General features: G+C 45.6%; 14 protein-coding genes. 6 read left to right on the top strand and 8 right to left on the bottom strand.

Features of this window, described 5'->3' with window-relative positions:
- The first annotated feature begins 5 nt into the window (after positions 1–5).
- Entirely contained in the window at positions 6–5267 is a 5262-nt protein-coding gene (locus tag HQM11_06645) for an AAA family ATPase (protein MBF0350691.1), read from the top strand.
- Positions 5268–5437: 170 nt separating this feature from the next.
- On the opposite strand, the gene HQM11_06640 is transcribed toward HQM11_06645, so the two are convergent.
- The 3 genes from HQM11_06640 to HQM11_06630 all read right to left on the bottom strand — a co-directional run bounded on the left by HQM11_06640 (position 5438) and on the right by HQM11_06630 (position 8768).
- Positions 5438–7198, bottom strand: coding sequence for a PLP-dependent transferase (locus tag HQM11_06640; protein ID MBF0350690.1), 1761 nt, complete (start codon positions 7196–7198; stop codon positions 5438–5440).
- Positions 7199–7208: 10 nt separating this feature from the next.
- Entirely contained in the window at positions 7209–7664 is a 456-nt protein-coding gene (locus tag HQM11_06635) for a M67 family metallopeptidase (protein ID MBF0350689.1), read from the bottom strand.
- Between the two features lie 198 nt (positions 7665–7862).
- Positions 7863–8768 carry an LD-carboxypeptidase gene (locus HQM11_06630; protein ID MBF0350688.1) on the bottom strand — a complete coding sequence of 302 codons (906 nt, stop codon included), beginning with the start codon at positions 8766–8768 and terminating at the stop codon, positions 7863–7865.
- Between the two features lie 96 nt (positions 8769–8864).
- On the opposite strand from HQM11_06630, the gene HQM11_06625 reads away from it, so the two are divergent.
- Positions 8865–10199: a hypothetical protein gene (locus HQM11_06625; GenBank protein ID MBF0350687.1), complete on the top strand. Its 1335-nt coding sequence runs from the start codon at positions 8865–8867 to the stop codon at positions 10197–10199.
- Here HQM11_06625 and HQM11_06620 read toward each other — a convergent pair.
- From HQM11_06620 to HQM11_06610, 3 genes are read right to left on the bottom strand one after another with little or no spacing between them, the layout of a single operon-like run.
- The gene (locus HQM11_06620) at positions 10194–10883 is read right to left on the bottom strand and encodes an ABC transporter ATP-binding protein (protein ID MBF0350686.1); all 690 of its coding nucleotides are present in this window, start codon (positions 10881–10883) and stop codon (positions 10194–10196) included. The two genes, HQM11_06625 and HQM11_06620, sit on opposite strands and share 6 nt — an antisense overlap.
- 30 nt (positions 10884–10913) lie before the next feature.
- On the bottom strand, positions 10914–11459 hold the full coding sequence (locus HQM11_06615; GenBank protein MBF0350685.1) for a PilZ domain-containing protein: 546 nt from the start codon (positions 11457–11459) through the stop codon (positions 10914–10916).
- Positions 11452–11619 (bottom strand): hypothetical protein, encoded by a 168-nt coding sequence (locus HQM11_06610; GenBank protein MBF0350684.1) that lies wholly within the window; start codon positions 11617–11619, stop codon positions 11452–11454. Before HQM11_06610 ends, HQM11_06615 begins: the two co-directional genes overlap by 8 nt.
- A gap of 47 nt (positions 11620–11666) precedes the next feature.
- Between HQM11_06610 and cobA the strand changes: the two genes are divergently transcribed.
- The 4 genes from cobA to speB all read left to right on the top strand — a co-directional run bounded on the left by cobA (position 11667) and on the right by speB (position 16718).
- Positions 11667–13229: a uroporphyrinogen-III C-methyltransferase gene (gene cobA, locus HQM11_06605; GenBank protein MBF0350683.1), complete on the top strand. Its 1563-nt coding sequence runs from the start codon at positions 11667–11669 to the stop codon at positions 13227–13229.
- Complete coding sequence (gene serB / locus HQM11_06600; GenBank protein MBF0350682.1) at positions 13223–14398, top strand: phosphoserine phosphatase SerB; 1176 nt, start codon at positions 13223–13225, stop codon at positions 14396–14398. The genes cobA and serB overlap by 7 nt, the downstream gene beginning before the upstream one ends.
- 81 nt (positions 14399–14479) lie before the next feature.
- A complete protein-coding gene (locus tag HQM11_06595; GenBank protein ID MBF0350681.1) occupies positions 14480–15814 on the top strand; it encodes a hypothetical protein in 1335 nt (444 codons plus the stop codon).
- Between the two features lie 13 nt (positions 15815–15827).
- Positions 15828–16718 (top strand): agmatinase, encoded by an 891-nt coding sequence (gene speB / locus HQM11_06590; GenBank protein ID MBF0350680.1) that lies wholly within the window; start codon positions 15828–15830, stop codon positions 16716–16718.
- A gap of 19 nt (positions 16719–16737) precedes the next feature.
- On the opposite strand, the gene HQM11_06585 is transcribed toward speB, so the two are convergent.
- Both HQM11_06585 and HQM11_06580 read right to left on the bottom strand, forming a co-directional pair.
- A complete protein-coding gene (locus HQM11_06585) occupies positions 16738–17055 on the bottom strand; it encodes a PD-(D/E)XK nuclease domain-containing protein (protein MBF0350679.1) in 318 nt (105 codons plus the stop codon).
- Positions 17056–17065: 10 nt separating this feature from the next.
- Positions 17066–17431, bottom strand: coding sequence for an AAA family ATPase (locus HQM11_06580; GenBank protein ID MBF0350678.1), 366 nt, complete (start codon positions 17429–17431; stop codon positions 17066–17068).
- Positions 17432–17477 lie beyond the last annotated feature (46 nt).

Below are 17477 nucleotides of genomic sequence, written 5' to 3'. Positions count from 1 at the left end.
CTCTTATGCAAACCTTGTTAAACTATGAAATTTCAGAAAAAATATACGAAAGCACCAACTCACTGATTTATCGGGGCGTTCATTCCAAAACGCGTCAACAGGTCATTCTGAAACTCCTTCATGAAGATTATCCTTCACCCCAGAAGGCAGCACAATTTCAGAGAGAGTATCACATCACCCATTCCATTCAGGATGCCTCTATTATCCAGGTTTACGGATTTGAAGGATTCCACAACACATGGTTCCTGATTCTGGAAGACTTTGGCGGAGAATCCCTGCAATACTGGATGAAACAGAAAAAACTGGATCTGATGCAATGCCTGGAACTGGGAATTCAGATGGCTCAGATCCTGGGTGTGATTCATCAGCGAAAAATCATCCACAAGGATATCAACCCTTCCAACTTTGTCTGGAATCCTCAAACAGGGGTGCTCAAACTGATTGATTTCGGAATTTCCACAGAACTGTCTCAGGAGACGGTGACTCTCACCCAATTCAATATTTTGGAGGGAACCTTATCGTATCTGTCTCCTGAACAAACGGGACGGATGAACCGGAGTCTGGACTACCGAACGGATTTGTACTCGCTGGGAGTCCTACTGTATGAAATGCTTACCGGAGATTTACCCTTTGTCAGTGAGGATCCTCTTGAACTGGTTCATGCCCACATTGCCAAAGCCCCGGTTTCTCCTCATGAACGAGTGGAAGGAATCGATCTGACTCTGTCTCACCTTATTCTGAAATTGCTGTCCAAGATGGCAGAAGATCGTTATCAGTCTGCCCAGGGGTTGGAGGCTGATTTGAGACGGTGTCAGGATCTGCTTCGCCAGCAGGGAAGGATCGAGCCCTTTCCCTTGGGAGAACAAGATTTTTCCAGACAGTTTATGATTCCTGAAAAACTCTATGGACGGGAAGCTGAAATCCAGACCCTGCTGCAACAGTTTGGAGAGTCGGTCACTTCCCGGAGGTTGGTACGGATTGCTGGATATTCTGGAATTGGAAAAACCTCTCTGGTTCATGAAATCCATAAACCGGTATTGGAACGGCGAGGTTTTTTTCTGGAAGGCAAATTTGATCAGTACCAGCGCAATGTGCCTTATTCCGGATTGATCCAGGCGTTCCAGAAATTTCTGCAGGGCATTCTGGATGAAGGTTCACAAACCACTGCTGTTTGGAAAAAACGGTTTCAGGAAGCCTTGTCACCCAATGGACAGGTGATGGTCGATGTTTTTCCTGAACTGGAAAAGATCATTGGGAAACAACCTCCACTCCCTGAACTGGGACTCCTGGAACAACAAAATCGGTTTTCCCTGGTATTTCAGAATTTTGTCCAGGTTCTGGCAACACCAGAGCATCCCCTGGTGTTGTTTCTGGATGACTTGCAATGGGTCGATCTGTCTTCCCTGGAGCTTCTAAAAATACTATTGTTCAATGAGCGAATTCAGGGATTATTGCTCCTGATTTCGTATCGGGATAATGAGGTGGATGCGGCTCATCCCCTCACCGAATGGTTTGCCAAGCTAGACGCCCACCCTTTCGACGCTTGCCTGATTTCCGTGGGCCACCTGGGGCGTCAGGATGTCGCAAACCTGTTGTGTGACACCCTCCATGTTTCCCAGGTGGAGGTCACAGCCCTTGCTGAAGAGTGTCTGAAACGAACAGACGGAAATCCCTTCTTCCTGATTCGCTTTCTGGAATTTCTGCATCAGGAAAAAATCCTTCATCAGAAAGCCGGCACAGGAATCTGGCAATGGAACATGAACGCGGTGATCCAGCAGCAGATGTCTGGAAATGTCGTGGAACTGATCCTCACCCAATTGAAAAAGCGGAGTCCAGAGGAACAGAAAATTCTGGCGCTCGCCGCCTTGTTGGGAACCCGGTTTTCCCTCAAACGACTGGCAGGACTCTGTGGACTCAATCCGTTAGAATTGAGTAAAAGCCTTCTGGAACTCCTGAAAATTCGGATTCTCCTGCCGGTCAATTCAGAATATCTGCAGATTGGAGAAGAAACAGACCATAGCCGGGTTGGCTATCGGTTTGCCCATGACCGACTCCAACAGGCCGCGTTTTCTCTCCTCGATTCGGGGGAACTTCCGGCCTTGCATCTGAAAGCAGGCCGTTTGATCCAGCAGGACTCCCTTCCGCATCAGGACGAATCCTTGTTTGAATGCGTTTATCACCTGAATCAGGGACAAACCCTTCTGAAAAGCAAAGAGGATTATCTGGAACTCATCCATCTCAATCTGAAGGCTGGACAGAAAGCTCTTCAGAATTCAGCCTTTGAACCCTCCTTGAATTATGTTCAACGTGCCATCACCCTGTTGCCTGCCGATTCATGGGAACGGTTTCATGAGCTGACCGTAGATTTGTATCAGGCGGCGGTCAGTGCGGCTTATTTGGGAGGAAAGTATTCTTTGGTGGATTCCTTGATAGAGGCTGTGTTTCAACATCGGATTCAACTGACCAGAAAACTGGAATTTTATGAAATCAAAATTGGAGTACTCACCGCACGTCAAGACAATGAGCAGGCGTTAGTAACGGGTTGTGAAGCCTTAAAACTGGTGGGTATTCCGCTTTCTCCTCATCCAACCTCCATCGATATTGTAATCTCTCTGCTTAAAACAAAATTTCTGATGCGTTGGCACACAATGGAGTCTTTAAAAGAAGCGCCTCTCATGAGTGATACCCAAATGTTGGGTGCAATGAAAATACTGTCAGCGCTGACCGGGGTTGCCTATATGAGTGAACAGAATCTTTTTCTGAATCTTTCACTGATAGGGATTCAACTGACCCTGCGTTATGGCATTGCCCCAGAGTCGATCATCTGCCTGTTAACCTATAGCATTGTTCATTGCGGAGTGCTTCTGGATATGAAAACAGGGCAATCCGTTTCTCGGCTGGCTATGGGACTCCTCCAGAAATACAATTTGCGTCAAATGCAAAGCAAAGCGCTATTTTTGAATACTCATTTTGTGTCCCCTTGGTTTCACAATCTCTGGGATTCCAGGGAACCCCTCCTGATGGGATACAAGGCAGGATTGGAATCGGGTGATGTCGAATATGCCGCCTATTGTAACTGCGTTGTAGCCCAATATTTTATACTCCATGGAAAAAATATCCGTCAGGCTCAGGAGGAAACCAGAATCCTGGTAGAACAAACCCGAGTTCTCAATCATCGTACCTCCTATCTGTATGCACTCATCAGTCAGGCAACACTGAAAAATCTGTATGAAATTCGAAAATCCCCCCTGCTACTGGATCAGGAACAGGAACTCCTGGAAGAACTGCGTGCAGCGAATGATCATAATGGAGTCACATACGTGTTAACCACCAAACTGCACCTGGCGTTCCTGTTTGAGGAGTATGAACAGGGTTGGGAATGCGTGCAGCAAATCCCCAATAAGGATGCCATGAAGGGGCTGGCTTACTTTGGGATGTTATCTTTTCTGGATGCCATGAATTCCCTGCAGCTTTCGGAATTGAAACCACAGGCGGCGGCCCGTCTGAAAAAACAGGCAGTCCAACGACAAAAAATGATCAAACTATGGGCAAAACATAATCCCATGACCTATCAGCATAAATGGGATCTGATCGAAGCCGAACGTTGCCGTCTGGCAAGTCATTTTGAGGATGCAGAACTTTTTTACGAAAAAGCCATCCAGGGAGCGCAAACCCATGAATTTCCCCTCGATGAAGCCATAGCCTACGAATATGCAGGCAAATATTTCAAAAAACGGGGCAAATTCCTGATCGCCACTACGTATTTAAAACAGGCTCATCATTTGTATCAAATCCTGGAAGCGAATGCCAAAGTCCATCAGTTGGAAGAAAACTATGAAGAACTCTCAGTCCTGAACCGTAGTTCAAGCACAACCCGGAGCTATCCAGGACATCTTACAATCCATTCCACGTCCATAAACACCATTCCGACCGATCTGGATTTTGGAAGTCTGATGAAATCAGCTCAGGCCATTTCAGGAGAAATCCATCTGGAAAATCTATTGGGAAAACTGGTTTGGCTGATGATGGAAAATGCCGGCGCTCAAAAAGGAGTTCTGCTCCTGAAAGGAAAACAGTGGGCCATCCAGGCGATGGCAGACAACACAGGAAAGCAGGTTCAGGTGTTTCAGGATATTCCTCTGGACTCTGAACAGGCAACTTCCCTGATTCCCTGTTCGATCATCCGTCACGCTCTGAGAAACTCTCAAACCGTTCTGTTAGACCATGCTCTTGCGGAATCAAGGTTTTCCCAAGATTCTTATGTGAAACAGCATTCCCTGAAATCCGTTCTCTGTGAACTCATTCTCCAGCATGGACAACTCACCGGCGTGGTGTACATGGAAAATAATTTGCTGACGGGTGCCTTTACTTCTGAGCGTCTGGAAGTTCTGAACATGTTGGCGACCCAAGCTTCCATCTCTATCGAAAATGCTCAACTGTATGCCAATCTGGAAGAGAAAGTTCAGGATCGTACCCAACAATTACAGGAAAAAACGGAGACGCTCACTCAAGCCAATCAGGAACTGGCACAGATAAATACCGAGATGACCCAGGATTTAAAGACTGCGGCCGTGGTGCAGTCCCAGTTATTCACAGGATATAAACTTCCTGGATTTCTGAATGTGGCAGTGCGGTATCTTCCACATTCCCATGTTTCAGGAGATATTTACAAACTGTATGCAGACTCTTCCGGGGGGTTCAACCTTTTTCTTGGCGACAGTACCGGACATGGGGTGGCGGCTGCGCTGACCACCATCATGGCAGATATTCTGATTGGGCAAAAAGCCGATGCTTCTCCCCAGGAAGTCATGACCTTTGTCAATGACCAACTCCACGCCCATTTGCCGGAGGATCGCTTTATGTCTGCCGTTTTGCTGAACCTCCAGAATGATGGTTTGCTGACCATTGTCAATGCCGGACATCCTTCCGTGATGATCCTGCCTGCCAACGGAGAGGAACCTGTCCTTATATCCTCCAGAAGTCTGATGCTGGGGCCATTTCCAACTCCTTTTTTCAATTGTCATGAATCCACATATACCCTTCATTCAGGGGACGTGGGAATCCTTTATACGGATGGAATCACTGAACGGAACAATGGGTCTGAATTATTTGGAGAGGCGCGTCTGCTTCAGTTTATGAAAGAGAATCAGACTCTGGAATTGGAGTTGCTCCTGGATAAACTGCTTCAGACGGTGGAACAGTTTGCAGAGGGGAATCCGTCAGATGATGATGTTTCGGTGATTGTGTTTCGTTTTAACCAAACCTAACCCGGCTTAGCCAGAACCAATAATTGGTAGGTTTGGGTTTCGGCCCCGACATGATACTCTGTGCGGCGGGGAAGAAACTCAGTCATGTTGTTAAAGTGCTGAAATGAAAACAATAGTAATATTATTTTGCCATCTTTTTTTAACTTTTTAAAAACTGATATAACTATTGTTTATGACAGTGCCTGATTCAAAGCATCTATGATTTTGGAAAGATCATCCTCACATCCCACTGCAATCCGGATCAGATAACGGGATAATCCAAGTTCTGTCAATGTGTCATCAGATTCATGATAATGAGCCAGTAGGGTGTAGGGGCAAACCAGTGTGGTGTTTGATCCCAGACTGGGTGCCTTGATAATTGGTTGAAGAGACGCATTGTAAAATTGTGTCAGTCCCTGAAGCGAATCATTTTTCAGCGTAAAACTCACCACCGCTCCTCCGCCCCTCAACAGGGATTTGGCAACAGCGTAATCATCATGGGATGGGTTTTGATTATAAAAAACCTGTTGAACCGCAGGATGTTGTTCCAGAAATTGGGCTACCTGCAGTGCATTGTGGTTGAACCGCACCATTCTTTGTTCAAAATCCTGCATATGGTCCCACAGGACAGAAGTTTCAAATTCTGACATTCGATTGACCCATGCCTGCTGAAAGGTTTCAATTTTGCGGGCGAGCGTTTCATCATTGACCAGGACGGCACCTCCGGCATGATCATTGGCGCCACTCAGATATTTAGTGGTGCTGTGAATCACCGCGGTGACTCCAAAATCCAATGGATTGCAATTGAACGGAGTAGCAAAGGTATTATCCACCAGAACAGGAATATTGTGTTGCCGTGCGATTTCTGAAATTTTTCTCAGGTCCGGTACATCATTCAGCGGATTGGTAATGGTTTCAGTGATGATGGCCGCAGTATTTTCATGCAAAATACCGGGCAGTTGATCCAACTCGTGAGTGTTGAGAAAAATATTGTCGGGCCTTCCAGACCTTAATTTCCCATATGTCAGCAGAGAATAGGTATCGGTATAAAGATGACCGATGCATACCATCTGATTTTTTGTTTCGGTGCGTAATATTGAGAAGAGCGTGGCAATGGCATTCATTCCCGATGGAAACAGAAATCCATAGCGGGCATGTTCCATGTCGCATAGCCGACCCAGAATTTGTGATTCTCTGGATGGCGGTGTGGATATATTCTGTTTTAGAGCATCCAGATTTCTGCTGGAGAGAACGGGTCCTTTTTGCTTTCGTAATTCTCTCAAAGCCGCCAGCGGACGGTCTGCATTGCTTAAAATCACTCCACCCTGGATTCTTTTTTCAGAATCCAGTTCACACACCCGATAGGTGATTGTGGCGGTATCCCATGTGGTTTCCGGCAATTCAGAAGTGGAGACAATCACAGGAATTCGTTGTTGTCTGACCAACTCAAAAAATGATGATTCCTGCTCAATCAATGAATCAGGGGAAGGCACGGCCAACAGTATAATTTCATCTTTTCCGGCAGATAAGGGCTGTAGTTTATTGATATCCGCAGGAAGCACCTGGACGATGTTGGTCTGGAGTTGTTCAAGTCTGTTCAGCAAAGGATCATTGGCCTGTTCATGAATCACTTTGATTGTCATTCGCGGTTTTGCCAGCAACAAATAATCCAGCAGTTCCATCAATGCGCATTGATGGGTGGTGTAAGCCATACAGTTTTTTATGTGATAATAGCGTGCAAGCTCTTCTTGCAATGTATGGATCAGTGGATGGTCAATAAACCGGTAATATCCATAATTAAAACTGCACCGCCCTTCCTGCCAGTCCAGAATATCTTCAACCGTTGGTAGAACGGCAGTCACAGTATATTTTCCACCAACAGGATCAACTTGCCGAAAAAATGAAGAATCCTGTTGTGCATCAAGTTGAGATAAAAGTTCAGCCAGTTTCATAGTGGTATGTTCAAAGTGTGATGATATCAAAAGAACGGGTGTCTGTATTGAACCATGCGAGAATCACTCCATCGGGTTTTCCCTGTGTGATTCCACAAACCAGGTAATAAACTCCGGGATATCGGGGCTCACCGTTCCAAAGGGCATCGGCCTGGTCTTTTTCAGAAAAATACGCACCGACATCTGGATGTGTGTGGTAAATGACTTTGATCTGTTGTCCTTGTTTTTTCAAATGTCGTTCAAGTCTGGTTTGTGCCAGCGGATCAATCATATAGGCATTACGGTTGGTTCTGGTAAACATCTGCGGATCACGAGCGTGATATTCATTCATGAGGTTTGCCATTCGGTGAACGTCTGTCAGTCCATCCTGTTCCCGTGGTCCGCTGATGAAACCGCAGGCTTCTTCAGGATAGGATTCCATCCCGTGTGCCAGACATTGTTCGAGAATATGTTCGCTCACATGCATCAAATCACTCCTGTTTGTATTATTGGGGTTTTGAAAGATGTTCGGTAATTTTTTTACGAACTTTCTTCTGGCTGCTACGATATGAAAAAATCAGCCACAATTGCCTCAATGTCAATACACTCAATAGTAAAATCAGGCATAATAATAAAACCACACCTTCGCGTGGATGCTGTAATAACCATTGAGACAAGTTGTCGATCATAAGGCTCTCAGGAAGCGCAGGTACCCACTGTGGGTGTTGAGTTCAACAGGGTGTCCCAGGGGCAAAGTGACTCCAAAGGGGCCATGTCCTGAAGGCAAGCCGAAGGCCACTGGAAATGGCCCATCACGGAACAGATTGAGCAGTATTTCCCGTAAAATATCTTTGTCAGGACCACATTGATCCATGACTCCAAAAACCAGGCCGGAAACCTTATCAAATTTTCCAGCGTTTTTCAAATGTGTCAGCATGCGGTCAATCCGATAAGCAGGTTCGTTCACATCTTCGAGAAACAGAATCTTGTTGTCTGTTTGAATTTCATAGGGTGTTCCAAGCGATGTGACTACAATGGACAAACAACCTCCAGTCAACTTTCCTGAAGCTTGACCCGGATTAATGGTTTGGACCTGATGCGTTGGTGTGTGATCAGGATTAAACAGCCATTGATAAAGAGAATCCCTTGTCAGCGGGGCGTTTTTTTCAGTTAAAAACTGATCAGTCGCGACACATGGACCGTGAAACACAACCATGTCACAACGTTTATGCAGGTAAAGAAGCAGGGTTGTGATGTCACTGCATCCTGCCAGTATCCTGGCGTGGGGTTCCAGAGACATTTTTTCCAGATAGGGAATCAGACGAGCCGCACCATATCCGCCTCGTGTTGTAAAAATGGCCTTAATGTCATTATTAGTATAGATTTCTTGAAATTGCCGTGCTCGCTCGCTATCCTTGTCGGCCAGATAAAAATCTCTGGCTTGTGATGCTTGTGTAATAACTTCAAGTCCCCACGATTGCAATGTCGTTACTGCTTGTTGAATATAGGTGTCTTTACCGGCAGGCTGATGGCTCGACGGAGCAATGATTCCTACTTTGTCTCCTGGTTTCAAGGGAGAGGGATTCCACATAAATTACCATACCTATTGAGAAAACAGGATAGATTCTGTATAGATAAACAACGCTCATTTTCAACCAACACCAGTCACAATTGAAGGATATGCCTCATGCCAGCACAACCACCTCCTGCCGCATCCAAAGCTCCTGCTGCACCGGGCAAAGCTCCTACTGCACCGGGCAAAGCTCCTGTAGGAAAACCGGGACCTGGTCTCAAACCCAAGGGCGGCGGCGGACCCCAGTGTGTCGATTTTCCGTTTGATGCCAATTCAAAACCGATCACCGGACAAATGCTGGAACTGGAGCAGAAAAAACTCAAATCATTATTTGGGAAAAAACCCAAAGTGCCCATTTCACAGATCGCGTCCCTGATTGAAAATAAAACTTCTGTGAAGGAACTGGATCTGCCTCTTAAAGAATGTCAGCTCTATTATAAACGTATGGACAAGGATCCTGAACATTATCTCGAAGTTCTGGCCAGAAAATTACTGGAGGGTGCGTCCAAAGAAAAAACGGATCAGGGTTACCAACGCTATTTGCTGTATCAAACGCTTGATACGCTTTCGATGGCGGTTCAGCATTCTGCCAAGCGAGTGAATCTTTCTGCCCAGTCCTTGATTGTAGCGGTTTTCAAGATTACAGGTGGAACATCTTCCGGTTATATGATTGAGAAAGAGATACTCAAGGAAATGACCGTGATGACCAATCAGAAAAAAGATTTGAACGATCTTGAATCCCGAAACCGCATGATTAATTTATGCATGCAGGGACGGCGATATTATGAGGCCTTTTATCAGTTGGTTGAATTTGAAAGCATCATGCAGTTGAAAAGCCGGTCGATGTATGTGCTCAAAGCTGGAGAAATTCAGTTCAGAAAGGCACTTATTTTTCAACAGATTGTAGATTTTTATTCCAAAGTTGCCTCGGGACAGAAAGAAAAAGAGCAAGTGAAGGATATGGGCAAATTACGATCTTTCATTTTTCGGTTCAATCTGGATAACAGGAGTTTGCAACTCCAGCCGTTGGTCGGCACGGGGCCTTTGCCACTGAATAAAACCATCGCCAGTTTTTTGAGTATTGCCAATCATTATTATACCCAGGCTGGCAACAACGAGCGGTTTCCCCATCGTCACAAAGCTTATTTATGCAAGGCTCGCAATCACATGCTTGGCGACAAGGCCAAACCCGCAATGGAATGTTTGCAGGAAGGACTGGTTGCCTTGTCCAAGGCAAATCTGAAAGCCATCGAAAAAGGCAATGAGAAAATCAATATGCTGGAATACTTCATCGAAATCAGTAAGGAGCACGGAGCTCCCAGAAAAACAGAAGCCATGGTCAAGGAACTCGCTGAATTGAGAAATCAGGTTAGAGGTATGGAAGGGAAAAAACGGGATGAAACCAGGAAAAAAGAAGATGATTCCAAACCACCTGAAAAAAAATCATAAGGGCTTGGGTGCCACTTGCTCAAGTCTGCCATTGTTGAGTAAGAACTGTCGGGAACAACGGCTGGCCAGTGCCTCATTGTGAGTCACCAGAATCATGGTCATGCCAATGTCATGAACCAGATCAAACAGCATATCAGAAATATATTCTCCAGTTTTGACATCCAGATTCCCCGTGGGTTCATCTGCCAGCAGGATGGCCGGGTTGCTTACAATGGCTCTGGCGATAGCAACTCGCTGACATTCTCCCCCGCTTAATTGATGTGAAAAGTGACTGGTTCTGTGGATCAGACCGACCCTGCCTAAGGCGTCAACTGCCTTTTTTTCCGCGTTTTTATGTCGGGCCAGTTCCATGGGTAAACTCACATTTTCAAGTGCGGAGAGGTGTGAGAGCAGATGAAATTGCTGAAAAACAATTCCAATATGTCTGGCTCGAAATCGTGCCAGTTGGTCTTCATTCATTTGCGCAATATCCTGCCCTTTGACCAGGATTTGTCCGGAATCCGGTTGGTCCAGCGCGGCCAGCAGTGCCAACAACGTTGATTTCCCGCTCCCTGATTGACCGACAATGGCAATCGTATCTCCTGAAAACACTTCGAGGTTCAGCTCTTTAATCACATCCAGCCGTGGTAGATCATGGCTTTTGAAGCCCTTATACAATTGTTTTACATTTAAAACTGATTCCATGGTCCGGTTTTGAAATATTGAAGAGAGTGATTAATTAGCGGATGACAGCGAGATGCGCATCTTGTTGATAAGAAACATGGCAAATTCATGTATTTTCTTTTGAACTTCCACCGGGAGATTCTCATAATTATCAAGAGAAACCTGATATACTTTTTGGAGCTCCTTCACGTTCAGTGTGCGGGATTCACCGATAGAATCCAGCAGTTGATGCAGGTTTTGAAGTTCACCAAAATTGGTGGCAAAAAATAGAATGACCTGGCTGATCTGTTCTTTTTGTGTGTCCGAAATTTCCACAAATTGTGCGCCAATGTTACAGCGTTTCTGGTTTTCAATATAACTGATACTACGGATCTGGGCATTGATATGGAGTTCCGTTCGGTTCACGGCTTCGGTCTGAGGGGTTTTGATCATCAAATCATAGATGGCGTCTTTCTCAAAATGGTCTTTTGATTCCGGCGGAACTGTGAAAGCCAAACCACCTCGACTTATATCTACCAATCGTCCTCTGATACCACCACAAATTATAGGCGCGACACCGATCGCCCGTTTAAATTCCCGTTGAAATTTTTCACCCATGTTGCCCGTTTTCGCAAACCATAAAAAGACTTGTGGTTCTTCCTGTTTTATTTATGTTGGCCATCGCTTGGTGGCCTTGATACAGGCTCATATCATGATGATGGCGGACCCGTTTGTCATTCATCAAATCAAGGTGGATCCCCCGAAATTTTTGATCCATGATTCCCCTCTCTTTAGAAGAAAGAATGAGCTTCTGCAGTTAGTAATATGGCTGAACCGAGAAGTAAAGTGTATTTAGTGGGTGCGGGTCCCGGTGATCCTGAATTGCTCACATTGAAAGCTCAGAATCTTCTTCAGCAATGTGATGTTGTGATTTATGATGCGTTGGTTCATGAGTCCATTCTGGAAAAAATTCCTGCCCATGTAGAAATGATTCATGCGGGAAAGCACCAGAAAAATCATACCATTCCCCAGGATCAGTTGAATCAGTTGCTTGTTGCCAAGGCAAAGGAAGGAAAATGCGTGGTGCGCCTCAAAGGCGGAGATCCCTTTGTTTTTGGCCGGGGAGGCGAGGAACTGCAGGAAATCGCAAAGGCGGGAATTTCGTTTGAAGTGGTGCCGGGAATTACATCGGCTATTGCGGCTCCAGCATACGCCGGAATTCCTCTGACTCACCGTCATTATTCATCCAATGTAGCATTGCTGACAGGGGTTGAACATCAGGATACGTTCAATAAAGTGGACTGGGCCGCAGTGAGTCGGATGGGGACGATTGTGGTCATGATGGGAAACATGATGCTGGAAACCATTGTGAAAGAATTGCTCCATCATGGCAAATCACAGGCGACTCCGGTGGCGATGATTCAGCAGGGAACATGGCCGACTCAACAAACCATTGAAGGCACTCTGGAAAACATTGTCAGCCGGATTCAATGTGCCACTGAACTCCTGCCCGCTCTGGTGATCATTGGCGAAGTCTGTGAATTGAGACAATCTTTGGCCTGGTTTGAAAATAAACCTTTGTTTGGACAATGTGTCCTGACGACACGACAGGAATCTGGAGAAAACTCTCTTTCTGAAAAATTGAAACAGGCGGGTGCCAGTGTAAAATGCTATCCCATGATTGCGATTCAAGAGCCTGACTCGTGGGATGCGTTTGATAAGCTGGTTGAATCCGGTGAGCTGGTAGACTGGGTTATTTTTTCGAGCGCCAATGCGGTTCATTGTTGCCTGGGTCGATTGCGGCATCTTGGAAGAGATTCCCGTTTTTTTGGCAATATGAAGATCGCGTGTGTGGGTTTGGCAACAGCCAGGGCTCTTCAACCTTATGGATTGACAGCCGATGTTGTTCCTGATCATTACCAGGGGGAAGGGCTGATTGAAAATCTCAAGGATCATGACATGCAACATAAAAAAGTCTGGTTGCCCAAAGCCAGGGAAGGGCGGGATCTGGTTTTACAAGCATTGCGACAGTGGGGCGCAACAGTGATAGAAACCACGGTTTACCAGACACTTATGCCCGATACTGATTTTGCGCCATTGTTGGATCGGCTCAAGAATGAAAAGTTCGATTGGTTGTCGTTTGCCAGCCCTTCTGCTGTAAAAAATTTGATGGGAATGTTACCTCCGGATATTTTGTTGCAGATGCAAAAAAATCCGCCATTGATTGCCTGTATTGGCGAAACAACAGCCACCGCAGTTAAAAAATTTGATCTGCCTGTCACTGTTCAACCCCAAATTCAGGATTTTGACGGGATGGTAAACGCCATGTGTGAATATGTTGCTACTCACAGTCAAACATTAAGGATTCCGGAGATTGAATCATGCTGATTTCTCTTCAGGGGAAAAACCACCCACATATTCTTGAAACAATGACAGAACTGTTATCGCGGTTTCCTGTCCGAATTCTTGAGATGTATCATCAGGATCTTTATCACAGTTTGAATCTTCATATTCTGATTGATCAAGGTTCCAACGGCTCGTTTGAACATCTTGAATCTGAAATTCAGAAAATTGCCGATCACTTTGGACTCAATCTGTTTTTCAACCGGGACATCACCTTGTTGACTGCGGAAGATCCGTCCAATCGCTATATTCTCACCATGCTCAGCCGAAGTTTTTCTTCGGAGGCCTTGTCGCAATTGTTTCATTATCTGAATGACAAACGGCTCAAAGTTACGGGTATCTGCCCACTGGATTATCAAAATCTGCATGTGTTTGATGTCAAAATCACCTCGGATCAACCGATTGATCGTCAAAATTTTATTGGTGGACTTCTGGATTTCAAAACACAATATCACCTGGATCTGGCGATTCAACCGGATACCCTGCTTCGTAAAAATAAACGTCTGATCGTGTTTGACGCGGACATGACCTTTATTCAATGCGAGGTGATCAATGAACTCAGCAAGTTGGTAGGAAAAGTTCGGGAGGTTGAAGACATCACCCATCGAGCCATGAATGGCGAACTCGATTTTGAGCAGTCTCTACGTCAACGTGTCGCAATGCTCAAAGGACTGTCGGTGGAACGCATTGAACAACTGATTCCAGACATTCCATACACTCCGGGTGTTGAACGTCTGGTGCGGATTCTGAAAAAACTGGGATATAAAATTGCCATTGTCAGTGGCGGTTTTTCACTGTTCATTGATCACATCCGTCAAAAATTCAAACTGGATTATGGATTTGCCAACACCCTGCAAATCAGGGATGGTGTGTTGACTGGTGAACTGGACAATGACATTGTGGATGCCCGCCGGAAAGCCTCTGTGCTCAAGGAAATTGCGCAATCGGAGAATATTGCTACCGAGCAGATTATCGCGGTCGGCGATGGTGCAAATGACCTGGAAATGCTGGCTTGCGCTGGTTTGGGAATTGCGTTTAACGCAAAACGTTTTTTACAGGAACGGGCCACAGGAAGTTTATCTCAGCCAAACCTTGACGCATTGTTATATTTTCTGGGAATGTCCCGTCAGGATCTGGAATTTCTCAGCCACTAAATTCACTCAGTTTTTGCCAAACACCACGCCATTCATATTATCGGCATAAAATTATTTCAAACTTTCAGGGACAATGATCTTATGAAACCATCCAACAATGCTTCAGGGTATTATCCTGTGAAAGTCATTCAGGAACTTCAATCGCGTGGAGTCGTGATTCCTGTACCGGAACAGGTTGCGATTCAACAGGATGTTCAACTGGAACGCATCAGTTCCGGAGTGATTTTATATCCATTCACCCGCCTTTCAGGGAGTCAAACCAGATTATTTCCCAATGCCCGAATCGGATTGAATGGTCCTGCGACATTGAACAACAGTGTGGTCGGTTCAAATAGTGTGATTGGTGAACTTGGACCTGTCACTCTTAAAAATACCTGGGTTGGGCCTAATTCCATTCTTGGGAGTGGCGTGGCGGAAGATGCCGTTTTTTTGGGCAGGGAAGAATTTTTGAGTGATTTGACAACTGGCATGGGATTCAGGGTTCGCAAGGGGTCTCTCTATGAAGAAGATGCCTCCTCGGCTCAGCATACAGATACAAAAATGACGATTCTGTTTCCCTGGGTCACAATGGGAAGCAATATTAATTTTTGTGATGCTCTTGTTGCGGGTGGAACAGGATTGAATTTGGGGGAGTTTACCGAAATTGGCAGTGGAACGATTCATTTTAATTTCACGTTGAGAGGCGACAAGGCCACAGCGTCTTTGCTGGGTGATGTTCCAAATGGAATTTTTTTAAGAGAAGAACGCATTTTTATCGGCGGGAATAACAGCTTGCTTGGGCCCTTGAGCTGTCCTTTTGGCGCCTTCACAGCCGCGGGTATCAGAGTTGCCGGAAAACTGGAAAATGGCTTGAATCTCGGACGGGGCTTGCCCACCGGTAAAATGGATTATAATCCAAAAATTTTTACCCGAGCCAAACACATTATGAATTCCCAGATTAATTATGTGGGACAACTGGATGCCATGTTTCACTGGTATGATAAAATCCGCATGTTTATTGCCCGGAATAACGAGGAACAACGTGGCTCCTATCAAGCTGGACAGGCCGTGATTCAACGTAATATTGAAGAGCGAATCAAACAAATTGAGCATTTTGTCAATTCACTGGAAGATTCTGTCCAAATTTTGAGTCAGCAGGTGTTACCTCCTAAAAATTCGATCGAAGAACAGAAAAATATTATGAAACACTGGCCCAAACTCAAAAATAAACTGCTGGATTATCAGGATCACGTCTGGAATGTACCCAACACACTGACCAATGAATTGGAAAATTTAAGTCTTGAACATGGCAATCGCTACACGCGGTTGATTCAGAATTTATCTCATGAAAGTGTGGCTTTCGGGAATTCCTGGTTATCCTCTATTGTGCATCGTGCGGAACATTTGTTCCATAACGAAGTTCTTCATAAAATCTAAATGAGTTATAGTTATGTCGTCTTTACGTTGTTTTGGTGTCAACAATCAGAATCTTTCTGAAGCACGGGGCACCGTCAGAATTTTGCCGATTCCTTATGATTCCACAACCAGTTATAATCCGGGGGCCCGGTTTGCGCCTGCGGCCATTCTTAATGCTAGTCCTCAACTTGAGTTTTTTGATGATGAACTGGAATGGGATGTTTCAAAGGATGTTCGTTTCCGGGTTGAAGAAGACATTGAGACAGATTCGCGCGGCCCTAAATACATGATGAAGAAAGTCTATGAAACCGCAAAAAATCTGCTGCAATCGGATGATTTTGTACTGAGTCTGGGAGGGGAACATTCTGTCAGTGCGCCTGTCATTCAGGCTCATAAAGAGAAATACCCTGATTTAAGAGTGGTGCAGATTGATGCTCATGCGGATCTGAGAAATACTTATCAAAAAAGTAAATATTCACATGCCTGTGTGATGCGGCGAGTGGTTGAAATGGGTATCCCTGTCACACAAATCGGGATACGCAACTGCTCGGAGGAAGAACATGATTTCCTCAAGACTGGACCGGATGTCAAATTGTGGAAATCTTCGGCCATCAAATCCTCAGGTCTGTGGGATCAATTGATCACGCATCTGCGTGGTATTCAGGAACCGGTTTATCTAACCATTGATGTCGATGGTCTGGATCCGTCGGTGGTGCCAGCGACAGGCACACCGGAGCCGGGAGGATTGCTATGGCATGAAACGATGATGTTACTGAAGGAGATCTGTTTGGGACATAACGTTGTGGGCGCTGATATCATGGAACTTTCGCCGATGCCCGGATTGTCTTATGCCGATTTTGCTGTGGCCAAACTCACCTATAAAGTTCTCTCTTACGTTTTTTATCAAAAACTCTGTCTGCCCTGAAAACGCTGAAAAATTCCTCTCAGTCCGTCACTTCCTCCAGCACAGCGAGTCGGGAGCCGACGAAGACCACAGCGTAGCTTTTCAGTTGGGCGATGTTGCGGAGTTCTGCGTTTTGGCGGTAGCGCTTCAATTGTTCGACGGCTTCCCTGCGTTTTTCCTCCAGTTGACGTTCATCAGCCTGCTTGAGATACTTGAACTCGAACATGAACTGGGACGGTGGAAAAAACGGTGGTCGGTGCGTCAGCAGGATGTCCGGGTAGGTCTGGCTCACTTCCCGCTGGCTCAGCACAAAATACAGGTCGCTCAGACGGGCAAAGGTCACAAACAGCAACTGCACGTATTTCTCGTCAAACTTGATAAATCCCGGTTGGAAAGTCCCTGAAGTTCAGCTTCAATGAGCGCAAAAAAATCACTGGGCTGGTTGTCATAGGCCATTTTGCGCATGGTGGCCCCGATGGCAAGAAACCGGGTTTCCATGCCAGAACGCTCCTCAGACTTTTGCCGAAACGCCGCGGACGCAGGAACACCAGATAGGATTCCGGCAGACTTTCCAGTTGTTCCAGAAAAACTGTGCGGTCGATGAAATAATAATTTTCGGTTGCCAGTTTGGGAAAGTGGCTGATGCCATAATCAGACAGTTTCAACTGCTCCGCGATCTGATGGATCGATAGTCCGTTTCCATCATCATGAAGCGCTTTTATTTTATAAATCATGTTCCACCTTTCCATAGTCCTCCCAAAAAAAATGATTCATCATTTT

This window comes from SAR324 cluster bacterium (assembly GCA_015232315.1).
Lineage (GTDB): Bacteria > SAR324 > SAR324 > SAR324 > NAC60-12 > JADFZZ01.
This window is presented reverse-complemented; position numbering and strand designations above follow the sequence as displayed.